20 protein-coding genes are annotated in these 21,978 nt (G+C 71.5%); 16 read left to right on the forward strand and 4 right to left on the reverse strand.

From position 1 onward, the window contains the following. Nucleotides 1–3 precede the first annotated feature (3 nt). Genes FK530_RS11430 through FK530_RS11480 form a run of 11 tightly spaced genes read left to right on the forward strand, consistent with a single transcriptional unit; the run spans nt 4 to nt 10,786 of the window. Complete coding sequence (locus FK530_RS11430) at nt 4–810, forward strand: SDR family NAD(P)-dependent oxidoreductase (RefSeq protein ID WP_146487140.1); 807 nt, start codon at nt 4–6, stop codon at nt 808–810. Next, entirely contained in the window at nt 807–1,796 is a 990-nt protein-coding gene (locus tag FK530_RS11435) for an NADPH:quinone oxidoreductase family protein (protein WP_146487141.1), read from the forward strand. The genes FK530_RS11430 and FK530_RS11435 overlap by 4 nt, the downstream gene beginning before the upstream one ends. Next, nucleotides 1,793–2,476, forward strand: coding sequence for an HAD family hydrolase (locus FK530_RS11440; protein WP_231706593.1), 684 nt, complete (start codon nt 1,793–1,795; stop codon nt 2,474–2,476). Before FK530_RS11435 ends, FK530_RS11440 begins: the two co-directional genes overlap by 4 nt. Before the next feature lie 11 nt (nt 2,477–2,487). After that, on the forward strand, nt 2,488–3,240 hold the full coding sequence (locus FK530_RS11445; RefSeq protein WP_146487142.1) for an SDR family oxidoreductase: 753 nt from the start codon (nt 2,488–2,490) through the stop codon (nt 3,238–3,240). 33 nt (nt 3,241–3,273) lie between these two features. Next, nucleotides 3,274–3,726 carry a MaoC family dehydratase gene (locus tag FK530_RS11450; protein WP_146487143.1) on the forward strand — a complete coding sequence of 151 codons (453 nt, stop codon included), beginning with the start codon at nt 3,274–3,276 and terminating at the stop codon, nt 3,724–3,726. Continuing rightward, nucleotides 3,726–4,742 carry a phosphotransferase family protein gene (locus tag FK530_RS11455; RefSeq protein ID WP_146487144.1) on the forward strand — a complete coding sequence of 339 codons (1,017 nt, stop codon included), beginning with the start codon at nt 3,726–3,728 and terminating at the stop codon, nt 4,740–4,742. Before FK530_RS11450 ends, FK530_RS11455 begins: the two co-directional genes overlap by 1 nt. A gap of 1 nt (nt 4,743) precedes the next feature. After that, on the forward strand, nt 4,744–5,973 hold the full coding sequence (locus tag FK530_RS11460; RefSeq protein WP_146487145.1) for an acyl-CoA dehydrogenase family protein: 1,230 nt from the start codon (nt 4,744–4,746) through the stop codon (nt 5,971–5,973). Beyond that, complete coding sequence (locus tag FK530_RS11465; RefSeq protein WP_146487146.1) at nt 5,970–7,151, forward strand: acyl-CoA dehydrogenase family protein; 1,182 nt, start codon at nt 5,970–5,972, stop codon at nt 7,149–7,151. The genes FK530_RS11460 and FK530_RS11465 overlap by 4 nt, the downstream gene beginning before the upstream one ends. Continuing rightward, nucleotides 7,148–8,233 (forward strand): acyl-CoA dehydrogenase family protein, encoded by a 1,086-nt coding sequence (locus tag FK530_RS11470; protein WP_146487147.1) that lies wholly within the window; start codon nt 7,148–7,150, stop codon nt 8,231–8,233. Before FK530_RS11465 ends, FK530_RS11470 begins: the two co-directional genes overlap by 4 nt. Nucleotides 8,234–8,275: 42 nt before the next feature. Beyond that, nucleotides 8,276–9,256 carry a phosphotriesterase family protein gene (locus tag FK530_RS11475; RefSeq protein ID WP_146487149.1) on the forward strand — a complete coding sequence of 327 codons (981 nt, stop codon included), beginning with the start codon at nt 8,276–8,278 and terminating at the stop codon, nt 9,254–9,256. A 6-nt stretch (nt 9,257–9,262) separates the two neighbouring features. Then, nucleotides 9,263–10,786 carry a long-chain-fatty-acid--CoA ligase gene (locus FK530_RS11480; protein WP_191834116.1) on the forward strand — a complete coding sequence of 508 codons (1,524 nt, stop codon included), beginning with the start codon at nt 9,263–9,265 and terminating at the stop codon, nt 10,784–10,786. Here the strand turns inward: FK530_RS11480 and FK530_RS11485 are convergent, their stop codons facing one another. Beyond that, entirely contained in the window at nt 10,787–11,725 is a 939-nt protein-coding gene (locus FK530_RS11485; RefSeq protein ID WP_146487150.1) for an alpha/beta fold hydrolase, read from the reverse strand. Nucleotides 11,726–11,898: 173 nt separating this feature from the next. Between FK530_RS11485 and FK530_RS11490 the strand changes: the two genes are divergently transcribed. From FK530_RS11490 to FK530_RS11505, 4 genes are read left to right on the forward strand one after another with little or no spacing between them, the layout of a single operon-like run. Beyond that, on the forward strand, nt 11,899–13,281 hold the full coding sequence (locus tag FK530_RS11490; protein ID WP_146487152.1) for an MFS transporter: 1,383 nt from the start codon (nt 11,899–11,901) through the stop codon (nt 13,279–13,281). Between the two features lie 52 nt (nt 13,282–13,333). Then, entirely contained in the window at nt 13,334–13,948 is a 615-nt protein-coding gene (locus FK530_RS11495) for a TetR/AcrR family transcriptional regulator (protein WP_231706594.1), read from the forward strand. 26 nt (nt 13,949–13,974) lie between these two features. Continuing rightward, nucleotides 13,975–15,708, forward strand: a complete 1,734-nt coding sequence (locus FK530_RS11500) for an AMP-binding protein (RefSeq protein ID WP_146487154.1) — start codon at nt 13,975–13,977, stop codon at nt 15,706–15,708. Continuing rightward, entirely contained in the window at nt 15,705–18,881 is a 3,177-nt protein-coding gene (locus FK530_RS11505; RefSeq protein ID WP_146487156.1) for an acetyl-CoA carboxylase family protein, read from the forward strand. Before FK530_RS11500 ends, FK530_RS11505 begins: the two co-directional genes overlap by 4 nt. 69 nt (nt 18,882–18,950) lie before the next feature. On the opposite strand, the gene FK530_RS11510 is transcribed toward FK530_RS11505, so the two are convergent. The 3 genes from FK530_RS11510 to FK530_RS11520 form a co-directional block, all read right to left on the reverse strand. Beyond that, nucleotides 18,951–19,379, reverse strand: a complete 429-nt coding sequence (locus FK530_RS11510; RefSeq protein WP_146487157.1) for a DUF6069 family protein — start codon at nt 19,377–19,379, stop codon at nt 18,951–18,953. A gap of 69 nt (nt 19,380–19,448) precedes the next feature. Next, a complete protein-coding gene (locus FK530_RS11515) occupies nt 19,449–20,087 on the reverse strand; it encodes a response regulator (protein ID WP_146487158.1) in 639 nt (212 codons plus the stop codon). Then, complete coding sequence (locus FK530_RS11520; protein ID WP_231706595.1) at nt 20,084–21,187, reverse strand: sensor histidine kinase; 1,104 nt, start codon at nt 21,185–21,187, stop codon at nt 20,084–20,086. Before FK530_RS11520 ends, FK530_RS11515 begins: the two co-directional genes overlap by 4 nt. A gap of 159 nt (nt 21,188–21,346) precedes the next feature. Between FK530_RS11520 and FK530_RS11525 the strand changes: the two genes are divergently transcribed. Continuing rightward, complete coding sequence (locus FK530_RS11525; protein ID WP_146487160.1) at nt 21,347–21,904, forward strand: hypothetical protein; 558 nt, start codon at nt 21,347–21,349, stop codon at nt 21,902–21,904. The last annotated feature ends 74 nt before the right edge of the window (nt 21,905–21,978 follow it).

Raw genomic sequence — 21,978 nt, forward strand, 5'->3', positions numbered from 1 at the left:
ACCGTGGCCGCCTTCGATCCCGAGAACAGGGGCGTCGTCGTCACCGGCGCCGGCAACGGCATCGGTGCCGCGCTGGCGCGTGAGCTCGCCGCCCGGGGCGCCCGTGTCGTCGTCTCCGACATCGACGCCGACGGTGCCGCACGCACGGTGGCCGAGATCGAGTCCGCGGGTGGTACCGCCTTCGCCGTGGCCGGCGACGCGGCCTCCGAGGAGGGCGTCGCCGCTCTGGTCGCGACCGCCCGTCGTGAGCTCGGCGCGATCGACGCCTGGTACGCGAACGCGGGCGTGGACCGCGGTCGCGGTCTCGACACCCCCGAGTCCGAGTGGGCTTTGTCGATCGACGTCAACGTGATGGCGCACGTACGCGCCGCCCGCCTGCTGGTCCCGGAGTGGGTCGCCGCGCGCGGGGGCCGGTTCGTGGTCACCGCCTCCGCGGCGGGCCTGCTGACGATGATCGGTGCCCCCGCGTATTCCGTGACCAAGCACGCTGCCGTGGCCTTCGCCGAGTGGCTGTCGGTGACCTACCGCCATCAGGGCGTCGTGGTGCAGGCGATCTGCCCGCAGGGCGTCCGCACCGGCATGCTCGAGCGCTCCGGCGAGCTCGAGGAACTGCTCAGCCGCGACAGCGCGCTGGAGCCCGCCGATGTCGCGACCCTGGCCGTCGACGCGCTCGGCGGTGACGACTTCCTGATCCTCCCGCACCCCGAGGTGGGCGGCTACTACGCCGCCCGTGCGAGCGCCACGGACAAGTGGCTGCACGGCATGAACAAGCTGCAGCAGCGGCTCGAGACGAAGGAGACGACACGATGAGGGCCTGGCAGGTACAGGAACTGGGCGAGCCGCTCGCCGCGCTGCGCGAGGCGGACCTTCCGACACCTGAGGCCGGTCCCGGCCAGGTCGTCGTCCGCACGCTCGCGACGGCGGCGAACTTCCCCGACGTGCTCATGTGCCGCGGCCTGTACCAGGTCAAGCCCGACCTCCCGTTCACCCCGGGCGTCGAGCTGTGCGGCGAGATCACCGCGCTCGGCGAGGGTGTCGAGGGCTTCGCGGTGGGCGATCGCGTGCTCGGCGGCGCGGCGCTGCCCGCGGGCGGCTTCGCCGAGTACGCCGTGCTGAACGCGGCCCAGACCTTCGCGGCACCGGCGTCGCTCGACGACGCGCAGGCGTCGTCGCTGTACATCGGCTACCAGACCGGCTGGTTCGGGCTGCACCGCCGCGCACACCTCCAGGCCGGCGAGACCCTCCTGGTGCACGCCGCAGCGGGCGGCGTCGGCAGCGCGGCGATCCAGCTCGGCAAGGCCGCCGGCGCGAAGGTCATCGGCGTCGTGGGCGGCGCCGACAAGGCCGAGGTCGCGCGCGCCCTGGGCGCGGATGTGGTCGTCGACCGGCACACCCAGGACTTCGTCGAGGTGGTCAAGGCCGAGACCGGCGGCCGCGGCGCCGACGTGATCTACGACCCCGTCGGCGGCGAGACGTACAAGCGCTCCACAAAGTGCATCGCCTTCGAGGGCCGCATCCTGATCGTCGGCTTCGCCGGCGGCACCATCCAGGAGGCCGCGCTCAACCACGCGCTGATCAAGAACTACTCGATCGTCGGCCTGCATTGGGGCCTCTACAACACCTATGACCCCGAGGCCGTGCAGCAGTGCCACCGTGAGCTCACCGCGCTCGCCGACAAGGGCCTGGTGAATCCGCTGGTCAGCGAGCGACTCTCGTTCGACGAGGTGCCCGACGGTCTGCAGCGCCTCGCCGACGGCACCACCGTGGGCCGCGTGGTCTACCAGGCGGCCCGGTGACGGCGGCCGCGACGGGCGGGGGCCGCGAGGTCGATGCCGTCCTGTTCGACTACGGCGGCGTCCTGACGGTGCCGATGCGCCGCAGCATCGAGGCATGGATCGCCGACGAGAGCATCGATCCGGCGAGCTTCACCACGACCCTGAAGGCATGGCTGGGCCGGGATGCGGAGTCGGGCAGCCCGATCCACCGTCTGGAGACCGGCGAACTGCCCGAGGCCGAATTCGATGCGGAGTTCGCGGCCGCGCTGCGCACCACGACCGGCGCGCCCGTGGACCCCGACGGCGTGCTGCGCCGCATGTTCGCCCGCGTCGAGGAGGATCCTGCGATGTGGGAGCTCGCCGAGGACCTGCGCGCCGCCGGCGTACCCGTGGCGATCGTCTCGAACAGCTGGGGCGGCGGGAACCTCTACCCCCGTGAGCGTCTCGCGGCGCTGTTCGCGCCGGTGATCATCTCCGAGGAGGTGGGACTGCGCAAGCCCGACCCGGGGATCTTCACGCTGGCCCTCGACGCCCTGGGCGTCGCGGCCGACCGCGCCGCCTTCATCGACGACGCGGCGCCGAACGTCGAGGGCGCCGCCGCCCTCGGCATCCGCGCCGTCCACCACACCGATCCCGAAACCACCCGTGCGGCCCTGCGGGAGCTGATTCCCGCGCTCGCCGATACGTCCGTTCACCCCTGAAGGAGTTACCCATGACCCAGCGCATCGCCATCGTGACCGGAGCGGCCCGCGGTATCGGCGCCGAGGTGGCCCGCCGCCTCGCCTCCGACGGGCACGCCGTCGCCGTCCTCGACCTCGACGAGGCCGCGTGCCAGGTGGTCGCGGACGAGATCACCGCGGCCGGTGGCCGCGCCGTGGGCGTGGGCGTCGACGTCTCCGACGAGGAGAAGGTCGGCGCCGCGGTCTCGCGCGTCGCCGAGGAGCTCGGACCGCCGACCATCCTCATCAACAACGCCGGCATCATCCGCGACAACCTGCTCTTCAAGATGACCGTCTCCGACTGGGATTCGGTGCTGGGCGTGCACCTGCGCGGCGCCTTCCTGATGTCGCGCGAGGTGCAGAAGTACCAGACCCAGGAGAAGTGGGGCCGCATCGTCAACCTGTCGTCGACCTCGGCGCTGGGCAACCGCGGCCAGGCCAACTACTCGGCCGCGAAGGCGGGTATGCAGGGCCTGACCAAGACGCTCGCGCTCGAGCTCGGCCGCTTCGGGGTGACCGCCAACGCGATCGCCCCCGGTTTCATCGCCACGGACATGACCGCCGCGACCGCCGAGCGGATCGGCATGTCCTTCGAGGACTTCAAGACCGCCGCCGCCAAGGAGATCCCGGTGCAGCGCGTCGGCCTGCCGGCCGACATCGCGCACACCGCCAGCTTCTTCGCCAGCGAGGGCGCCGGATTCGTCTCCGGCCAGGTGGTCTACGTGGCCGGCGGGCCCAAGGACTAGGGCCGGACAGGACGAGGAGAGGAAGAGACGATCATGCGGGTACTCAACGGACTCGAGGAGTTGCAGGCCGCCGTCGGCGAGCACCTCGGCTACAGCGACTGGGTCGAGATCGACCAGCAGCGCATCGACCTGTTCGCCGAGGCCACCGGCGATCATCAGTGGATCCACGTGGATGCGGAGAAGGCGAAGGCCGGGCCCTTCGGTTCGACCATCGCCCACGGGTACCTCACCCTCTCGCTCATCCCGATGCTGGTGTGGCAGATCTACACCGTCGAGGGCACCAAGATGGGCGTCAACTACGGGTGCAACAAGGTGCGTTTCCCGTCGCCGGTCCCGGTCGGCTCGCGGGTGCGCGCCGGGGTGGAACTCCTCTCCGTCACCCCGGGCGGCGGCGGCCAGCAGGTCGTCGCGCGGGTCACCATCGAGCGCGAGGGCGGCGACCGTCCGGCGTGCGTCGCCGAGACCGTCTCCGTGGTGGTCTTCTGATGGCGGAGCAGCATCCGGGGCTCGACCTCGACGTCCTCGGCACCTGGCTCCCGCAGCACGTGCAGGGCGCGGGCTCCGACATCGAGGCCGTGCTCATCGCGGGCGGGAAGTCCAATCTCACCTACCGCATCTCCGACGGTGCCTCGTCCTGGATCCTGCGCCGGCCGCCGGTCGGCAAGCTGTTGGCGACGGCGCACGACATGAGCCGCGAGTACCGGATGATGTCGGCGCTCGGCGGTACCGCCGTCCCGGTGCCCGTGATGTACGCCTTCTGCGAGGACCCGGAGGTCCTCGGGGCGCCGTTCTACGTCATGAGCGAGGTCGACGGCGTGCCCTACCGGCGCGCCTCCGAGCTCGCGACGCTGGGCGCCGACCGCACCCGCGCGATCTCCGAGCGGCTCGTGGACACGCTCATCGAGTTGCACCACGTCGACCCCGCGAGCGTGGGCCTGGCGGACTACGGCCGCCCCGAGGGCTTCACGGGCCGGCAGGTGGAGCGGTGGCGCAAGCAGTTCGCCGCCGCCCACACCCGTGATCTGCCGAAGGTGGACGAACTGTACGCCGGGCTGCAGGCGCGGGTTCCCGCGGATTCCGCTCCTGGCATCGTGCACGGCGACTACCGCCTCGACAACGTGCTGGTCTCGCCACAGGACGAGCCGGCCGCCGTCATCGACTGGGAGCTCGCCACCATCGGCGACTCGCTCACCGACCTGTCGCTCATGCTGGTCTACGGCCGCCTCGCGAAGATCTCCGCGGGCACCGTCAGCGATGTCACGGAGGCCCCGGGCTTCCTCAGCGAGCAGCAGATCATCGACCGCTACGCCGCCGGGTCCAGCCGCGACCTCGGCGATCTCGGCTTCTACATCGCCCTCTCCTGCTTCAAGTTGGCAGGCATCGTCGAGGGCATCCACTACCGCTACGTCAACGGCCAGACCGTCGGCGAGGGCTTCGCCGAGGCCGGTGAGGCAGTGAACCCGCTGCTCGACGCCGGACTCGACGCTCTGAAGGAGAACTGACATGGAATTCGCGTACGACGCCAAGACCACGGAGTTGATCGGACAGGTCAACGACTTCATGGACAGCCACGTCTACCCGGCGGAGGAGACCTTCCACCGCCAGTTGGCGGAGCTGGACGACCGGTGGGCCTGGGACAGCGTCCCGGTCCTGCACGAGCTGCGCGCCGAGGCCCGCAGCCGCGGCTTCTGGAACTTCTTCCTGCCCGGCGAGAACGGTGCGGGCCTGACCAACCTGCAGTACGCGCCGCTCGCCGAGATCTCGGGCCGCAGCCTGCACCTGGCGCCGGCCGTGTTCAACTGCGCCGCGCCGGACACCGGGAACATGGAGGTGCTCAACGAGTTCGGTACCGCCGAGCAGAAGGATCGTTGGCTCACCCCGCTTCTGAACGGCGAGATCCGTTCCGCGTTCGCGATGACCGAGCCCGATGTCGCCAGCTCGGATGCCACCAACATCGGCCTGTCCATCGTCCGCGACGGCGACGACTACGTGATCAACGGCCGTAAGTGGTGGATCACGGGCGCCATGAACCCCAATTGCGCGATCTTCATCGTGATGGGCAAGACGGCGCCCGACGCGGAGCGCCATCGCCAGCAGTCGCAGATCCTCGTCCCGCGGGACACCCCGGGTCTCGAGGTGCTGCGTGGCATGCAGGTCTTCGGCTACGAGGACAACAACCACGGCGGCCACGCCGAGCTCCGCTTCACCGATGTGCGCGTGCCCGCGAGCAACCTCATCGGCGAGGAGGGCGACGGCTTCGCCATCGCGCAGGCCCGCCTCGGACCCGGCCGCATCCACCACTGCATGCGCTCGATCGGCGTCGCCGAGCGCGCGGTGGAGATGATGTGCGAGCGGGTGTCGGGTCGCACCGCCTTCGGTAAGCCGCTCTCCGAGCAGGGCGTCATCCGCGACTGGATCGCGGAGTCGCGGGTGCGGATCGAGCAGCTGCGCCTGCTGGTGCTCAAGACGGCGTGGCTGATGGACACCGTGGGCAACCGCGGCGCCCACACCGAGATCCAGGCGATCAAGATCGCCACCCCGCAGACGGTGCAGTGGATCCTCGACAAGGCCATCCAGTCGCACGGCGCGGGCGGTCTCTCGCAGGACTTCTCGCTCGCCGAGGCCTACGCCGGCATCCGCACGCTGCGGTTCGCCGACGGCCCGGATGAGGTGCACAAGAACTCGCTGGCGCGGGCCGAGCTCAAGCGCGTCGCCGCGAAGAAGGCGCAGTGACGACGGCGGACGACCTCGCGCAGCGCGTCGACGACTTCCTGGCGGCGCACCCGCCCGCCGGGACCGACCCGCAGGAGTTCCTGCGGGCGCGGTACGACGCGGGCCTGGCGTGGGTGGCGTACCCGGAGGGGCGCGGCGGCCTCGGGCTGTCCCGGTCGCTGCAGCGCGGGGTCGACGAGGCCTTCGCCGCGGCGGGTGCCCCCGACAACCGCAGTCACGTCAACGGGATCGGGCTCGGCATGGCCGCGCCCACGATCCTCGCCTTCGGCACGCCCGAGCAGGTCGACCGCTTCCTGCGCCCGCTGTGGACCGGCGAGGAGATCTGGTGCCAGCTCTTCAGCGAGCCCGGCGCCGGGTCCGACCTGGCGGGTCTGGCGACCCGCGCAGTCCGCGACGGCGACGACTGGGTGGTGACGGGCCAGAAGGTGTGGACCTCGGGCGCGCACAACGCGCAGTGGGCGATCCTGGTCGCCCGCACCGATCCCGAGCAGCCGAAGCACAAGGGGCTCACGTACTTCCTGTGCGACATGTCCGATCCGGGCATCGACGTGCGGCCGCTGCGGCAGATCACCGGCGAGGCGGAGTTCAACGAGGTCTTCCTCGAGGGCGTGCGGATCCCGGACGCCCACCGCCTCGGTGAGGTCGGCCAGGGCTGGCAGGTCGCGAACGCGACGCTCAACAACGAGCGGGTCGCCATCGGCGGCCGCGCCTCGCAGCGCGAGGACGGCATGATCGGCGTCGTCGCATCGACCTGGCGCGAGCGCCCCGAACTGCGCACCCCGGACCTGCACGACGATCTGCTCCGCCTCTGGGTGGACAGCGAGGTCGCCCGGGTCACCGCGCTGCGGCTGGGCCAGAAGCTCGCCTCGGGCCAGCCCGGCCCGGAGGGGGCGGCGATGAAGCTGTCCTTCGCGCGACTCAACCAGAAGCTCTCGGGCCTCGAGCTCGAGCTGCTGGGCGAGGACGGCCTGCGGTACAGCGACTGGACGATGGTCCGCCCGGACCGCGTGGACTTCTACGGCCGCGACGCCGGCTATCGCTATCTGCGCGCCAAGGGCAATTCCATCGAGGGCGGCACCTCGGAGATCCTCAAGAACATCGTGGCGGAGCGCGTGCTGGGCCTGCCGCCGGAGCACCGGGTCGATAAGGACCTGCCGTGGAAGGACGTGCCCAAGTGAGCTTCACCCCGCAGCTGCTCAGCAGCGATATCGAGGACGACCTCCGCGCCGCCGTCCGTGATCTGCTCGACCGCAGGGTCGCGCCGGCGGACCTCATCGCGGCGTACGACGGCACCGCGGCCCCCGGCATCGACGGCGAGCTCGCCGAGATGGGCGTCTCCGGCCTGCTGATCCCGGAGGAGTTCGGCGGCGCCGGAGCGGGTGTCGCCGTCGCGGGTGTGGTGGCGGAGGAGCTCGGAGCGGCGTGCGCCGCAACGAGTTTCGTCACCTCGTCCGGCATCGCCGCGACGACCGCGCTCGCGGCGGGCGCCACCGAGTTGGTCGTCGCGCTCGCGGCGGGGGAGACGGTCGCCGCGCTCGCGGTTCCGTTCTCCGTCGATCCGCACGGCCCGGTCGCGGGCGTCCCCGTCGCCGACGGTGCGTTCACGGGCACCGTCCGATCCGTGGCGGGCGCGCTCGGGGCCGACGTGCTCCTCGTGCCGGGCGCAGACGGTGCGCTGTACGCCGTCGACGCCGCCGCGGCGCGGATCGAGCCGGTGCCCTCGCTGGACATGACGCGACAGGTCGCCGACGTGACCTTCGACGGTGCCGCCGGCACCGCGCTCACGACCGACGGTGCCCCCGCAGTCCGGGCGGGGCTGCTCACCGGGGCCGCACTGCTCGCGGCGGAGCAGGCCGGCGTGGCGCGGTGGTGCGTCGCGACCACCGTCGGATACCTGAAGCAGCGCAAGCAGTTCGGGCGCGTGGTCGGCGGCTTCCAGGCCGTCAAGCACCGCCTGGCCGAGCTGTACGCGGACGCGGAGTCCGCCGCCGCGGCGGCCCGCTCGGCGACGGTGACCCTCGCCGAGCTCGGCACCGAGGACCCGGAGTCCGTCATCGCCGTGGCCGTCGCGGCGGCCTACTGCTCCGATCTGGCCGTGCGCGCGGCCGAGGAGGCGGTGCAGCTGCACGGCGGCATCGGCATGACGTGGGAGGCGCCGGTGCATCTGTACCTCAAGCGCGCCAAGGCGGATCAGATCGGGCTCGGCGTCCCGGGGCGGCATCGCGCCGCGCTCGCGGGCCTCGTCGACCTGCCCGCCTGAGAGCACGGCGCCGCGGCGCAACCAGAGAAGGAAGAAGGAACCATGGGAGTCGTCCACACCGTCACCGGAGACGTCGACGCCGCCGACCTCGGCGTCACGCTCATGCACGAGCACGTCTTCGTGCTCACCCCGGACATCCAGCAGAACTATCCGGAGGACTTCGGCGACGAGGACGCCCGGGTGGACGACGCCGTCGCCCAGTTGCAGAAGGCGTACGACGCCGGCGTGCGCACGATCGTCGACCCCACGGTGGTGGGCCTCGGCCGGTACATCCCGCGCATCCAGCGGATCGCGGAGCGCACGCCGGTGCGGATCGTGGCGGCGACGGGCGTCTACACCTACCGCGACGTGCCCCGCTACTTCATGTACCGCGGTCCGGCGCTCACGGCGATGACCGGGATCGACTTCCCGGATCCCATGGTGGACATGTTCGTCCGCGACATCAGCGAAGGTATCGGCGACACCGGGGTGAAGGCGGGCATGCTCAAGTGCGCGATCGATCACCACGGGCTCACCGAGGGCGTCGAGCGGGTGATGCGGGCGGTCGCACAGGCACACAAGGCCACCGGCGTGCCTATCACCGTGCACACCCACCCCGGCTCTGAGACGGGCCTGTTGGTCAAGCGGGTGATGTGCGACGAGGAGGGCGTCGATCCGGGCCGGATCGTCCTGGGCCATAGCGGCGACTCGACCGACGTCGATCACCTCGCGGCGCTCGCCGATGCCGGGTTCACGCTGGGCTTCGACCGGTTCGGCATCAATCTCGAGACCACCTTCGAGGCCCGCAACGACACCCTCATCGAGATGGTGCGCCGCGGTTACACCGAGAAGATCGTGCTGTCGCAGGACGCGTCCTGCTACATCGACTGGATCGACCCGAACGTCAAGGCGGGCATGCTCCAGTGGCACTACACCCACGTCTTCGACGACGTCTTCCCGTACGTGCTCGAACGCGGCGTGACCCAGGCTCAGATCGACACCATGCTGGTCGACGTGCCGCGGCGCGTCCTGGCGGGGGAGTGAGGCGGCGTGTCCTTCAACCTTGCGACGATGCTGCGCGAGTCGGCGACGACCGCGCCCGATGCACACGCCCTGTTCTTCGGCGATCGTGAGATCACCTACCGGGAGGTCGACGAGCAGTCCGGGCGGCTCGCGGCCTCGCTGCTCGCCCGCGGGCTCGCCGCCGGCGACAAGGTGGCGATCCAGCTGCCGAACCTCCCGGAGTTCGTCCTCCTGTACTTCGGCATCCTCAAAGCCGGCCTGACCATGGTGCCGCTGAACCCGCTGTTCACGGCTCCGGAGATCGCCTACCACGTGGGCGACAGTGACGCGAAGCTGCTCGTGGCCTCCGACTTCTCCGCCGAGGCCGCGCTCGCGGGGGCGGCCGAGGCCGGGGTGGGCGACGTGGTGATCGTCTCGCTCGGGGCGCCGACACCGTCGGGCGCGGCGCCGTTCGCCGAGCTCCTGGCGGAGCCGGACACCGGCGAGATCCATCCCACGAGCTCCGACGACACCGCTGTGCTGCTCTACACCTCCGGCACCACCGGCCGCCCGAAGGGCGCCGAGCTCACCCACTTCGAGCTCTACATGAACTGCACCGTCGCGCCGCAGCTGTTCGGGATGACCGACCAGGACGTCGCGCTCGGCGCCCTCCCGCTCTTCCACGTCTTCGGCCTGTCCAGCGTGCTCAACGCCGCGGTCCGCTACGGCGGCTCGGTGGCGCTCGTGCCGCGGTTCGACGCGGAGGCCGTCATCGACGTCATCGCGCGCCGTCGGGTCACCGTGCTCTCCGGTGTGCCCACGATGTACGTGGCGCTCCTCGGCATCGAGCTCGCCGGCCGCGACGTCTCCAGCCTGCGGGCCGCCGTCTCCGGCGGTGCGTCGATCCCCGGCGGCGTGATCACCGCGTTCGAGGAGAAGTTCCCGGGCCTGGCGATCCTCGAGGGCTACGGTCTCTCGGAGACCGCCTCGACCGCGACGTTCAACATCAGCGCCGAACAGCGCAAGGTGCTCTCGATCGGCAAGCCCATCTGGGGCGTGGAGATGCGGGCCGTCGATCTCGACGGGACGGAGCTCCCGCCCGGCGAGGACAACATCGGCGAGATCGTGGTCCGTGGGCACAACGTGATGAAGGGCTACTACAAGCGACCCGAGGCGACCGCGGAGGCGCTCCGCAACGGCTGGCTGCACACGGGCGACCTGGGCTATCGCGACGAGGACGGCTACTTCTTCATCGTCGACCGGCTCAAGGACCTGGTGATCCGGGGCGGCTACAACGTCTATCCCCGCGAGGTCGAGGAGGTGCTCTACGCGCACCCCGAGGTCGTCGAGGCCGCCGTGGTGGGCCGGCCCGACGAGCGGCTGGGGGAGGAGGTCGTCGCCTTCGTCGTGCTGCGTCCGGGGGCGAGCGCCGACGCCGCGGCGCTCACCGAGTTCAGCCGTGAGCGACTGGCCGCGTACAAGTACCCGCGCGAGATCCACCTCCTCGCCGAGCTGCCCAAGGGCGGCACGGGGAAGATCCTCAAGCGGGAGTTGCGCACCACCTCGAGCTGATCACCGGGGTCCGGTGAGGACCCGCTCGACGAACCCGATGAGCTCGGCGGCCACGTCGTCGCGGCTCTCGGGTTCGTTGTGCACCTCGTGTCGCAGACCGGGGTAGACGCGGGTGCGGACGTCCGGGTGTCCGGTGGCGACGAGGCGGTTCGCCACGTGATAGGCGCCTTCGCCGTAGTTGGTCACGGGATCCTGGTCGCCGGCGAGGATCAGGACCGGCGTCGTGGACGGGAGCGCGGCGTAGAAGCCGTCGCCGTTCGCGGCGTCGTACAGGTCGAGGAAGCCGCGGAGGAAGCGGGCGGACATCGGCGCGCCGAAGTTGTTGAACGGGTCTTTTCCGTGGTCGCGGACCACGTCGGCGTCCCGGGCGACCCAGTCCGTCGGGCCCGCACCCTCACCGAACCGGGAGACGAAGCCGTCGAACAGCGCTCCGACGTACGCGAGCGGAGCCGGGCCGGCCTGGTCCGGCACGGCCGCGAGCGCCGCGCGGTCGACGGTGTGCGCTCCCGGGATCTGTGCGGCGATGCCGCACAGCACGAGACCGTCGATCTCAGCGGCGGATTCGACGGCCGCACCGCGGGCGATCATCGAGCCCATCGAATGGCCGAAGACGACGAAGGGGAGTCCGGGGTGCTGCTCGCGCACCGTCGCACCGAGCGACCGCGCGTCCGCCACCATGACGCGCCCGGCGTCCTCGCCCGCATCGGCCCAGACGCCCGAGGCCATCGCCGTCGCGCCGTGGCCGGCGTGGTCCTCGGCCGCGACGACGAAGTCCGCGTCGAGGAGCGCGGTGATCAGCCGGAGGTAGCGCCGGGAGTGCTCGCCGAGGCCGTGGATCAGCTGGACGATCGCGCGGGGCTCACGTACCGGCGTGTAGATCCAGGCATGGATGGTGTCGCGCCCGTTGGCGGACGGGAAGTCGGGTTCGGAGAGTGCCATGTGCTCTTTGTACGTGATGGCCGCCGGAAGCGGCGCCGAACAGTCCGAAGCCATGGAAACGGTCTCCCATCTGCGTAAGCAAACGCTTAGCAATTTCCCCGAAACGGTTGACACCAACGTCAACGTCAAGCATTCTCTGTGGCGGGGATCACAACATTCACGAAGGGCCATCCATGACACAGACCCACGAGCCCGGTGCCGTCGCGCCGGTGAAGAAGTCGCACGGCAAGCTGCTCACCGCCGGGCTGATCAGTAGTTCCATCGAGTGGTACGACTTCTTCATCTACGGCACCGCCGCCGCGTTGGTGTTCGACAAGGTCTTCTTCCCGGACCTGTCGCCGCTGATGGGCACGCTGATGGCCTTCGCGACCTTCTCCGTCGGCTTCATCGCCCGGCCGCTCGGCGGCATCCTCGCCGGACACTTCGGCGACAAGATCGGCCGCAAGCCGATGCTGCTCTGGTGCCTCACCGCGATGGGCCTGGCAACGTTCCTGATCGGCTGCCTGCCCACCGCGGGCGCGATCGGATCGCTGGCACCCATCCTGCTCGTGTCGCTGCGCTTCGTGCAGGGCCTCGCGTGCGGAGGCCAATGGGGCGGCGTGGTGCTGCTGCTCACGGAGTCCGCGGGCCCCAAGAAGCGGGGCTTCGCCGGGACCTTCGGCCAGATGGGTGTCCCCCTGGGGCTGCTGCTCGGCAACGTGATGATGATCCTGATGAACACCGTCCTCGACGACGCCGCGTTCCTCAGCTGGGGCTGGCGCGTCCCCTTCTGGGCCAGCGCCGTGCTGGTGCCCGTGGTGATGTACATCCACAAGAAGATCGAGGACTCGCCCGAATTCCTCGCCCTGCAGCAGGAGGTCGCCGCGAAGAACGCCGGCAAGGAGGCGATCGCCGCCGCGCCGCTCTCCGAGGCGATCCGCAAGCACTGGGTCAAGATCCTGCTGGGCGCGGGCCTGCTCGCCGGCACCAACTCGGCGTTCTACGTCTCGATCGCCGGCTTCGTCAGCTACGGCAGCAAGAAGACGTCCGCCGGCGGCCTGGGCATGAGCAGCAACTCCATCCTCATGTGCGTCCTCGCCACGTCCGTGGTGATGCCGCTCGTGATCATGGCCGCGGGCGCGGTCTCCGACAGGGTGGGCCGCCGCCCGCTGATCCTCATCGGCGGCGCCGTGCTCGTCGCCTGGGCGTTCCCGTTCTTCTGGCTCGCGGAGACCACGAACATCGGGCTCCTGCTGGTCGCGATGTTCGTCTCCAGCTTCGGGCAGGCGCTGACCTACGGACCCCTGGCGGCCTTCATGGCGGAGCTGTTCGAGCCGCGCATCCGCTACTCGGGCGCCTCGCTGGCCTACCAGCTCGCCGCGGTGGCCGTCTCCGGTGTGGCGCCGCTGATCATGACGGCCATCATCGCCGAGACGCAGTCCACCACGTTCGTCTCGGTCTACCTGGCCGCCATGGGGCTGGTGACCTTCGCCAGCGCGTACTTCCTCAAGGAGACGAACGGCAGGGCCGTACGGGAGGATCCGGAGGCAGTGCCCGGCGTCCCCGCATCGGTCTGATCCGGTACCGGCGTCCTTGAAGGTCCGAGCGGAGCCGAGCAGACTCGTGAGCGTGACGATCAGCGAATCACAGGAGCGGGCGCGCGCGAACCGCAAGGACGCCGGCGGCGCCCGCCGGGAGGAACTCCTCCGGGCGGCGGCCGATTGTTTCGACGATCTGGGCTACTCGGCGACCACCGTGGAGCTCATCGCGGCCCGCGCGCAGACCTCCCGGCCGACCTTCTACGCCTACTTCCGGTCGAAGGACGAGATCCTGCTCGCCCTCGTCGACCGGATCGGTTCCGAACTCGAGGCCACGCAGATGCTCGACGGCATCGAGACCGAGGAGCCGCGTGAGGTCATCGCGGCGACGATGCGGGCGTACGCCGACGCGGTCTTCGCCAACGGCGGCCTGGTCGCGCTGTTCGACGCGCTGGCGCCGGTCCGCGAGGACGTCGCCGAGGTGTGGGGTCGCACGATCCGGCGCACCCACCGCCGCTACACCGCATACCTCGCGTCGCTCGATCCCAGCACCGTCGACCTGTGCCTCGCGCCCGGGGCCCTGGTCAGCATTCTCAACGACACCATCCACCACGGCGCGAAGCGCGTCGTGCGCGACAGTCCCGCCGCGCGCGAGCGCTTCGTCGCGGATCAGATCCGCGTCGCCGAACGACTGATCGGCTTCTGACGGAGCCGACGCACCGAAGGAGCCCCATGTCCGACCGGACCACCGACGTCGCCGCAGAACTGGACGCCGTTGCCGAGGAGATCCGCGCCCTGCGCCTGCGGAACTGGCCGCCGCAGGTGCCACGCACCGTCGAATATCCCGCGGGGACGCCGACGATGGTGGAGCATCTGCGGCACTGGGCGCGGGAGCGGCCCGAGACGGTCGCGATCTCCTTCTACGGACGCGAGGTGACGTACGCCGAGTACGACGAGCTCTCCGACCGCTTCGCGGGCCTGCTCGCCGATCATGGTGTGCGCCCGGGCGATGCGGTCGGCGTGTACCTGGGGAACTGCCCCCAGTTCGCTGTCGCGATGCTCGGCGTCCTGAAGCTGGGGGCCGTCCACGTCCCGGTCAATCCGCTGCTCAAGGGGCGCGAGTTGCAGCACGAGCTGGCCGACGCGGGCGTCGGTGTGCTGCTCGCGCAGACGGACCTGCTGGACCTGGTGGAGTCGGTGCGCGCGCAGACACCCGTCCGCACCGTGCTCGCCACCGCTCTGGGGGACCTGCTGGACGGGGTGGACGCGCTCGCCGGCGCCCCGGCGCCCTTCGACACCGCGCCGGATCCGCGGAGCGACTGGCACCGCGTGCTCGCCGCTCCGCCCGCGCCCGCGCGGGCTTCGGACCCCGACGCGCTGGCGGCGCTCAACTACACCGGCGGCACCACCGGCCTGCCCAAGGGATGCGAGCACACCCAGCGGCACATGGCCTACACCGCGGCCACCGCGACGCTCGCGGGCGGCGGCACGGTGGGGGACTGCGCCTCGGTCGGCCTGAACTTCCTGCCCGTCTTCTGGATCGCCGGTGAGGATTTCGGCATCCTCAAGCCCCTGCTGAACGGCCAGACGATCGTGCTCATGACGCGCTGGGATCCGGCCGTCGCCGCGGCGCTCATCGCCCGGTACGGCGTGACGGACACCGTCGCCACGGTCGACAACTACGTCGAGCTCATGGACCTCCCCGGTTTCGACGGCGCCGCGTTCCGCACCGTGGTGAACCCGCTCGCGGTCTCCTTCGTGCTCAAGCTGACTCCGGAACTCCGTGCCCGCTGGCGCGCCCTGACCGGCGGTGTCCTGCGCGAGGCCTCGTACGGCATGACCGAGACGCACACCGCCGACACCTTCACCCTCGGCTTCCAGGACGGCGACCGCGACCTCACGGCCGACCCCGTCTTCTGCGGGCTTCCCGTGCCCGGCACAGACATCCTGATCGTCGACGCCGACGGCCTGCCCGTGCCCATCGGGGAGAGCGGCGAGATCGTCGTGCGCAGCGAATCCATTCTCACCGCCTACCACGGGCGGCCGGACGCCACCGCCGAGGCGATCCGCGACGGCTGGCTGCACACCGGCGATGTCGGCCGGCTCGACGACTGGGGCGCCGTGCACTACCTCGCGCGCACCAAGGAGATGATCAAGGTCAACGGCATGTCCGTCTTCCCCTCCGAGGTGGAGGCGCTGCTCAAGGACCACCCGGCGATCGGATCGGTCTCCGTTGTGCCGCGCCCGGACCCGCGCAAGGGTCAGGTGCCGCTGGCCTTCGTCGTGTCCGCCGGCCCCGTCGACGTCGCCGAGCTGACCGCGTGGGCGCGGGAGAACATGGCGGGGTACAAGGTGCCCGACTTCGTGCTCCTCGACTCGCTCCCGATGACGGCGACGGGCAAGGTACGCAAGGGGGATCTGTTCGCGAGGGCCGCGCGGATCGCGGCCGAAGGGGAGTCGAAGTGAAGCTGCTCATCGCCAACCGCGGCGAGATCGCACTGCGGATCATCCGTACCGCACGGGAACTCGGTGTCCCGACGGTCGCCGTATACGCGGAGGACGATGCCGGGACGCCGCACGTCGCGGCGGCCGACGACGCCGTCGCCCTCCCGGGGTCGGGCCCCGCGGCGTACCTCGACGGTGCCGCCGTCATCGCGGCGGCCGCGAGCACCGGCGCCGACGCCGTGCACCCCGGCTACGGGTTCCTCGCCGAGAACGCCGATTTCGCCGCGTCCTGCGCCGCTGCCGGGCTCACCTTCGTGGGGCCCGAGCCCGCGGTGCTGCGCACCTTCGGCGACAAGGCCTCGGCGCGGGCGGCCGCGGTCGCCGCTGGGGTTCCCGTGCCGGCCGCCACCGACGGGGGAGTGGACCTCGACGCGGTGCGCGCGTTCGCCGCGGATCGCCCGTCCGGAATCATGATCAAGGCCGTCGCCGGCGGCGGCGGGCGCGGCATGCGCGCCGTGCTGCCGGGGCCGCGGTTCGACGAGGAGCTGGACGCCGCCTACCGCGCCTGCGTCTCCGAGGCCGAGCTCGGATTCGGCGACGGCCGCGTCTTCGCCGAGGAACTGCAGAACGGCGCGCGGCACATCGAGATCCAGATCGTCGGCGACGGGGCGGACGCGCTGGCGCTCGGCGACCGGGACTGCAGCGTGCAGCGCCGCAACCAGAAGCTCATCGAGGTCGCGCCGGCGCCGGCGTTGCCCGCGGATCTGCGTGCCGCCCTGCACGAGCACGCCGTGCGCCTGTGCGCGGCCGCCGGATACCGCGGCCTCGCGACCGTCGAGTTCCTGGTCCGCGACGACACGGCGGTCTTCCTCGAGGTGAATCCGCGGATCCAGGTCGAGCACACCGTGACCGAGGAGGTGACGGGCGTCGATCTGGTCGCGGCCCAGCTCGCCCTCGCCGAGGGGACGACGCTCGCCGATCTCGGCCTCCCCACCGGAACCCGGTGCCGTGCGGGTGTCGTCGACGGGGCGCCCGCCGCCGCGCTCGGCACGGCGGTGCAGACCCGCGTGAATCTCGAGGCGCCCCAGCGGGACGGCACGGTCCTGCCCACCGGCGGCGTGCTGGCCGGCTACACCCCGCCGACGGGTCCGGGCGTCCGCGTCGACGATTACGGTCGCCCGGGCCTGACGACCTCCGCCCGGTACGACTCGCTGCTCGCGAAGGTGATCGTGCGCGCCGCCACCCCGGCGCGCGCCTTCGCCAAGGCGGATGCGGCGCTGGGGGAGTTCGTGATCGACGGACCGGGCACCAACATCGCGCTGCTGCGTGCCGTCCTCGGAGACCCCGAGTTCCGGTCCGGCCCCGTCGACACGGGATACCTGGCGCGCCGCCTCGGCGACCTCGTTCCCGAGACCGCCGACATGGCGGCTGCTCCGGTCACGGACCTCGACGGGGACGTGCTCACCGCCACCCTGACCGGCACCGTCGTCGCCGTCGCCGATGCGGGCGCGGTGACGGAAACCGGAACCGCCCTCGTGGTCCTCGAGGCCATGAAGATGGAACACGAACAGACGCTCGCGGTGCCGGTCACCGTCGGCGATGTGCTGGTGAGCCCCGGGCAGACCGTCACCGCGGGGACCCCGCTGCTGAGCTATCTCCCCGCCGACGGGGCGGAACCCGGCGGAGCCGCCGCCGACGCGCTCGATCTCGACCGCTCGCGGGCGGACCTCGACGAGGTGCGCGAGCGGCACCGGGTGACGCGGGACGAGGGGCGCCCCGACGCGGTGGCCAAGCGGCGGCGGATCGGCCGACGCACCGCGCGCGAGAACATCGACGACCTCGTCGACGCGGGGAGCTTCACCGAGTACGGCGCGCTGCTCCTGCCCGCGCAGCGCGCCCGCCGCTCGGAGGAGGACCTGATCGCCACCGGAGCGGCCGACGGCCTCATCGGCGGCCTGGCGACCATCGGCGGCGCCGAGGCGATGGTCATCTCCTACGACTACACGGTGCTCGCCGGCACGCAGGGGTGGCGCAACCATGCCAAGACCGACCGGCTCATCGACGTCGCGGAACGCCGCGGCGTGCCGATCGTGCTGTTCGCCGAGGGCGGCGGCGGACGCCCCGGGGACACGGACCTCGACATCGTCGCCGGCCTCGACGTGCCGACCTTCCGTTCGCTCGGGGCGCTGCGCGGGCGGGTCCCGCTCGTCGCCGTCGTCTCCGGACGCTGTTTCGCGGGTAACGCCGCCCTGGCCGGGATCTGCGACGTCGTCATCGCCACGCCCGACGCCAACCTGGGCATGGGCGGGCCCGCGATGATCTCGGGCGGCGGGCTCGGCGAATTCCCGCCCGAGGCCATCGGGCCCATCGACGTGCAGCGCCGCAACGGCGTCGTGCACGTCGTCGCCGACGACGAGGCCGACGCGGTGGACCGCGCCCGGCGATACCTCGGCTACTTCGCCGGGCCCGTCGACGATTGGACCGCGCCCGATCCGCGCATCGCGCGTCACGTGGTCCCGGAGAACCGGCTGCGCGCCTACGACGTGCGCGCCGCGATCGCCGCGATCGTCGACGTGGATTCGACCCTGGAACTGCGCCGCGACTACGGCATCGGCGTCATCACGGCGCTCGTGCGCGTGGAGGGCAGGCCCTACGCGCTCATCGCCAACAGCACCCGGCACCTGGGCGGCGCGATCGACGCGGAGGCCGCGGACAAGCTCGCCGATTTCCTGGAACTCGCGCAGGCGCACGGGCTTCCCGTGGTCTCGCTGTGCGACACCCCCGGTTTCATGGTCGGGCCGGAGGCGGAGGAGCAGGCCACTGTGCGGCGCTTCTCGCGGTTGTTCGTGCTCGGGGCCCGGCTCACTGTGCCGCTGGGCGTGTTCGTCCTGCGCAAGGGCTACGGGCTCGGCGCGATGGCGATGACGGGCGGCAGCTTCCACGCCCCGCAGTTCACCGTGGCCTGGCCCACGGGCGAGATCGGCGGGATGGGGCTCGAGGGCGCCGTGCGGCTCGGGTTCAGCAAGGAGCTCGCTGCCGCGCCCGATGAGGCGGCCCGCGCCGAGCTCTTCGAGCAGCTGCTCGCGCTCGCGTACCAGCGGGGTCGGGCTCTGCACGCAGCGACCACGTTCGAGCTGGACGACGTGATCGACCCCGCCGCCACCCGAGACTGGATCCGTACCCTCACCCGGTGAGGGGATGAGGGTACGGATCCGCCGTGGGCCGTCCGCCGGCGTGACGGTGGACGGCCCACGGTTCAGCGGTCAGCGCACCCGCCGGTAGAGGGACTCGAGCGTCCCGGCCAGGACGGCCGCGATGACCACGTGCATCAGCGAGAGCGTCACGGTCGACGGCCCGTCGAAGTCCGCGGCCAGCGTGCCCGCGATCGTGCCGAGCGAGGCCAGGGCGCCGACCACGGCGGCGACGCGCAGGATCGGGGCCCACAGCTTCGAGAGCAGCACGGCGGCGGTCATGCCGACGGCGAGCGGCGCCACCGTCATGAGGACGACGCCGCCCGGGGCGACCGAGGCGCGGACGCCCTCGGGGTCGGTCATGGTGAAATCGCCGCCCGCCGCGAGGCCGACGAGCCACAGGACGAGGTTGCCGAACAGTGAGACGACGACCGCGCCCAGAACGGCGGTCGTGCGGGTGAGGCGGAAGGTCGACGGAGCTGCGGTGTCGATGGCGGTCATGATGTCTCCTCGGATCGTTTTCTGGAACGGATCCATCACATAACCTGAAGTATTGTTGAGGTCAAGCCCCTAGCTCAAACCGGATTGTGCGGCGATCACGGCGGCCTGTACGCGGGACTGGACCCCCAACTTCATCAGCACCCGGGAGACATGTGTCTTCACCGTGGCCTCGCCGATGTCGAGCCGCCGGGCGATCTGCTGGTTGGACAGTCCGTCGCCGAGGCCCGCGAGCACGTCGCGCTCCCTCTCCGTGAGCGCCGACAGGTCCGCGACGTCCGGTTCCGCGGTGGTGCGGGGCAGCGCACCGATGACGGCGCGGGTCACCTTCGGGTCCAGGACGGCATCGCCCTCGGCGACGGCCCGAACGGCCCGGATCAACTCGTCGCCGCCGGCCGACTTGAGCAGGAACCCGCTCGCACCCGCGCTCAGCGCACCCAGTACGTACTCGTCGAGGTCGAAGGTGGTCAGCACGAGTACGGCGCTGTCGGTCTCGGCGACGACGGACGCGGTCGCCGCCAGGCCGTCGACGCGCGGCATCCGCACGTCCATCACCACCACGTCCGGCCGGAGCGCCCGGGCCTGCCGCAGGGCGGCGGCGCCATCGGCCGCCTCGCCGATCACCTGTACCTCGCCGCTGGATTCGAGCAGCAGGCGCAGCCCGGCCCGGATGGCGGCGTGGTCGTCGGCGAGGACGACGGTGACCGTCATCGCGCGACCTCCAGCGGCACGGTCGCCCGGACCACCCACGCGTCGCCCTCGGGCCCCGCCGACGCGGTGCCGCCGACGGACTCGGCCCGGAAGGAGATGTTGCGCAGGCCGTCCCCCGAGCCGATCGGCGCGTCCCGCGCGGGCAGCGGATTGGTGGCGGTCACGGTGAGTTCCTCCCGGCCGGTGTCGATGACCACGTCGAGCGGAGCGCCCGGCGCGTGTTTGGTGGCGTTCGTGATGACCTCGCCCAGGATCCGCGTGAGCACCGCCTCGCCGGCGGTGGGCAGCGGACCGTCGGGCAGGCGAAGCCGCACGGCGACCCCGGCCGCACCGGCGGTCTCGATGAGCGGCTCGAGGGACTCCAGGGTGGTGCGAACGGCGGCGTCGTCGGGGGAGGTGAGCAGATTGATCGTGGCCCGCATCTCCTCCAGTGCGGCGAGGCTGCCGGACCGGATCGACTGCAGGACGGCGGGATTGCTGGGCGTGCGCTGCGCGGCGTCGGCGAGGATCGCGACCGCCGACAGGTGCCCTGCGACGGTGTCGTGCAGCTCGCGGGCGAGGCGCCGGCGCTCGTCCGCCAGCGCCGTGGCGCGCCGGGCCTCGCCCTCGTCCCGCTCGACTTGCGCGAGTTCGCGGTAGGCGAGGACGGCCCGCCCGTAGCCGATCGGCGACCACAGGATGGCCACCAGGACCAGCACCGCGTAGATCCCGCCCTTGACGCCGCCCGCGGCGGTGAGCCCCGCGCCGATCACGACGGTCAGGACGAGCACCGTCCACATCACGGCGGCGCGCAGACGGTCGCTACCGGTGGCGACCGCCAGGTAGATCACGTCGGAGAGGGCGATCCACAGCACGACCGACGGGCCGAAGGGCAGGTCCCAGAGGACGAGCGTGAGCATCAGGACGAACGCGAGAGCCGGGCGGCTGCGCGCCAGGAGCTGTATCGCCAGGGCGCCGCAGAGCAGTCCGAACTTGACCTGCCAGGGATAGAAGTGCTCCGTATCGGCGCGGACCGACCAGCCGCCCGCCGCCCACAGCATTGCCCCGACCAGCGATATGCCGATCGCGGGTACCGCGGCGTACTCCGACGTCCACGACATGCGATCCGCTCGCTTCGCTCCCGGCGGCGTGGTCCGCCCCAGCGACCTCATGCGCCCATTGCAGCACATCCCCGACTCCGGCGGGTCCGTCGAAAGGGGGACGGGAGCGTCGCCGAACGCGGGACGACAGTGCCGCCCGGACCGGGAAGAGTGCTGGGCATGGGAGAGCTGAACAGTCCGGTGCTGTGGACGATCGCCGCGTGCGAGATCGGTTTCTGGGTCCTGGTAGTCGGGGGTCTGGCGATGCGCTACATCCTGCGCTGGCGACGCGCGGGGATGGTCTCGCTGGCGCTGGTCCCACTCCTCGACGTCGTGCTCATCATCGCCGTCGCAGTGGACCTGTACCGGGGCGGCGAGGTCGGGTTCGCCCATCGTCTCGCGGGGATCTACCTCGGCTGCACAGTGATGTTCGGTCACCGCATGATCTCGTGGGCGGACGAGCGGTTCGCGCACCGGTTCGCCGGCGGGCCCGCGCCGCGGAAGGTGCCGAAGCTCGGACCGGAGCGCACGCGCAAGGAGTGGTCGGACTTCTACCGCTGGCTCGGTGCTGTCGCGATCGCCGGCGCCGTCTCGCTGGGACTGGGTTACACCGTTGCCGACGACGCGCAGCGCGACGCGCTGATGGGCGTGTTCGGCACGCTCGGCGTGATCACGGTCATCTGGCTGATCACCGGCCCGCTGTGGGTCGCGGGACGAGGGGAGAGCGCCGAGCGCTGACCGCGCGGTGCCGGCGCCGGCGCCGCGACCGCCCGCGCGGTACAGCGCGAGCACCCCTTCCCGGTGCGAGCGCC

The organism is Tsukamurella conjunctivitidis (genome assembly GCF_007858475.1).
In the GTDB taxonomy this organism is placed as follows: domain Bacteria; phylum Actinomycetota; class Actinomycetes; order Mycobacteriales; family Mycobacteriaceae; genus Tsukamurella; species Tsukamurella conjunctivitidis.

Excerpts from the sequence above, each read along its gene's own strand:
- FK530_RS11435 (WP_146487141.1), top strand. The coding sequence starts at position 807 with ATGAGGGCCTGGCAGGTACAGGAACTGGGCGAGCCGCTCGCCGCGCTG.
- FK530_RS11445 (WP_146487142.1), top strand. The coding sequence starts at position 2,488 with ATGACCCAGCGCATCGCCATCGTGACCGGAGCGGCCCGCGGTATCGGC.
- FK530_RS11450 (WP_146487143.1), top strand. The coding sequence starts at position 3,274 with ATGCGGGTACTCAACGGACTCGAGGAGTTGCAGGCCGCCGTCGGCGAG.
- FK530_RS11455 (WP_146487144.1), top strand. The coding sequence starts at position 3,726 with ATGGCGGAGCAGCATCCGGGGCTCGACCTCGACGTCCTCGGCACCTGG.
- FK530_RS11460 (WP_146487145.1), top strand. The coding sequence starts at position 4,744 with ATGGAATTCGCGTACGACGCCAAGACCACGGAGTTGATCGGACAGGTC.
- FK530_RS11475 (WP_146487149.1), top strand. The coding sequence starts at position 8,276 with ATGGGAGTCGTCCACACCGTCACCGGAGACGTCGACGCCGCCGACCTC.
- FK530_RS11485 (WP_146487150.1), bottom strand. The coding sequence starts at position 11,725 with ATGGCACTCTCCGAACCCGACTTCCCGTCCGCCAACGGGCGCGACACC.
- FK530_RS11490 (WP_146487152.1), top strand. The coding sequence starts at position 11,899 with ATGACACAGACCCACGAGCCCGGTGCCGTCGCGCCGGTGAAGAAGTCG.
- FK530_RS11500 (WP_146487154.1), top strand. The coding sequence starts at position 13,975 with ATGTCCGACCGGACCACCGACGTCGCCGCAGAACTGGACGCCGTTGCC.
- FK530_RS11510 (WP_146487157.1), bottom strand. The coding sequence starts at position 19,379 with ATGACCGCCATCGACACCGCAGCTCCGTCGACCTTCCGCCTCACCCGC.
- FK530_RS11515 (WP_146487158.1), bottom strand. The coding sequence starts at position 20,087 with ATGACGGTCACCGTCGTCCTCGCCGACGACCACGCCGCCATCCGGGCC.
- FK530_RS11520 (WP_231706595.1), bottom strand. The coding sequence starts at position 21,187 with ATGTCGTGGACGTCGGAGTACGCCGCGGTACCCGCGATCGGCATATCG.
- FK530_RS11525 (WP_146487160.1), top strand. The coding sequence starts at position 21,347 with ATGGGAGAGCTGAACAGTCCGGTGCTGTGGACGATCGCCGCGTGCGAG.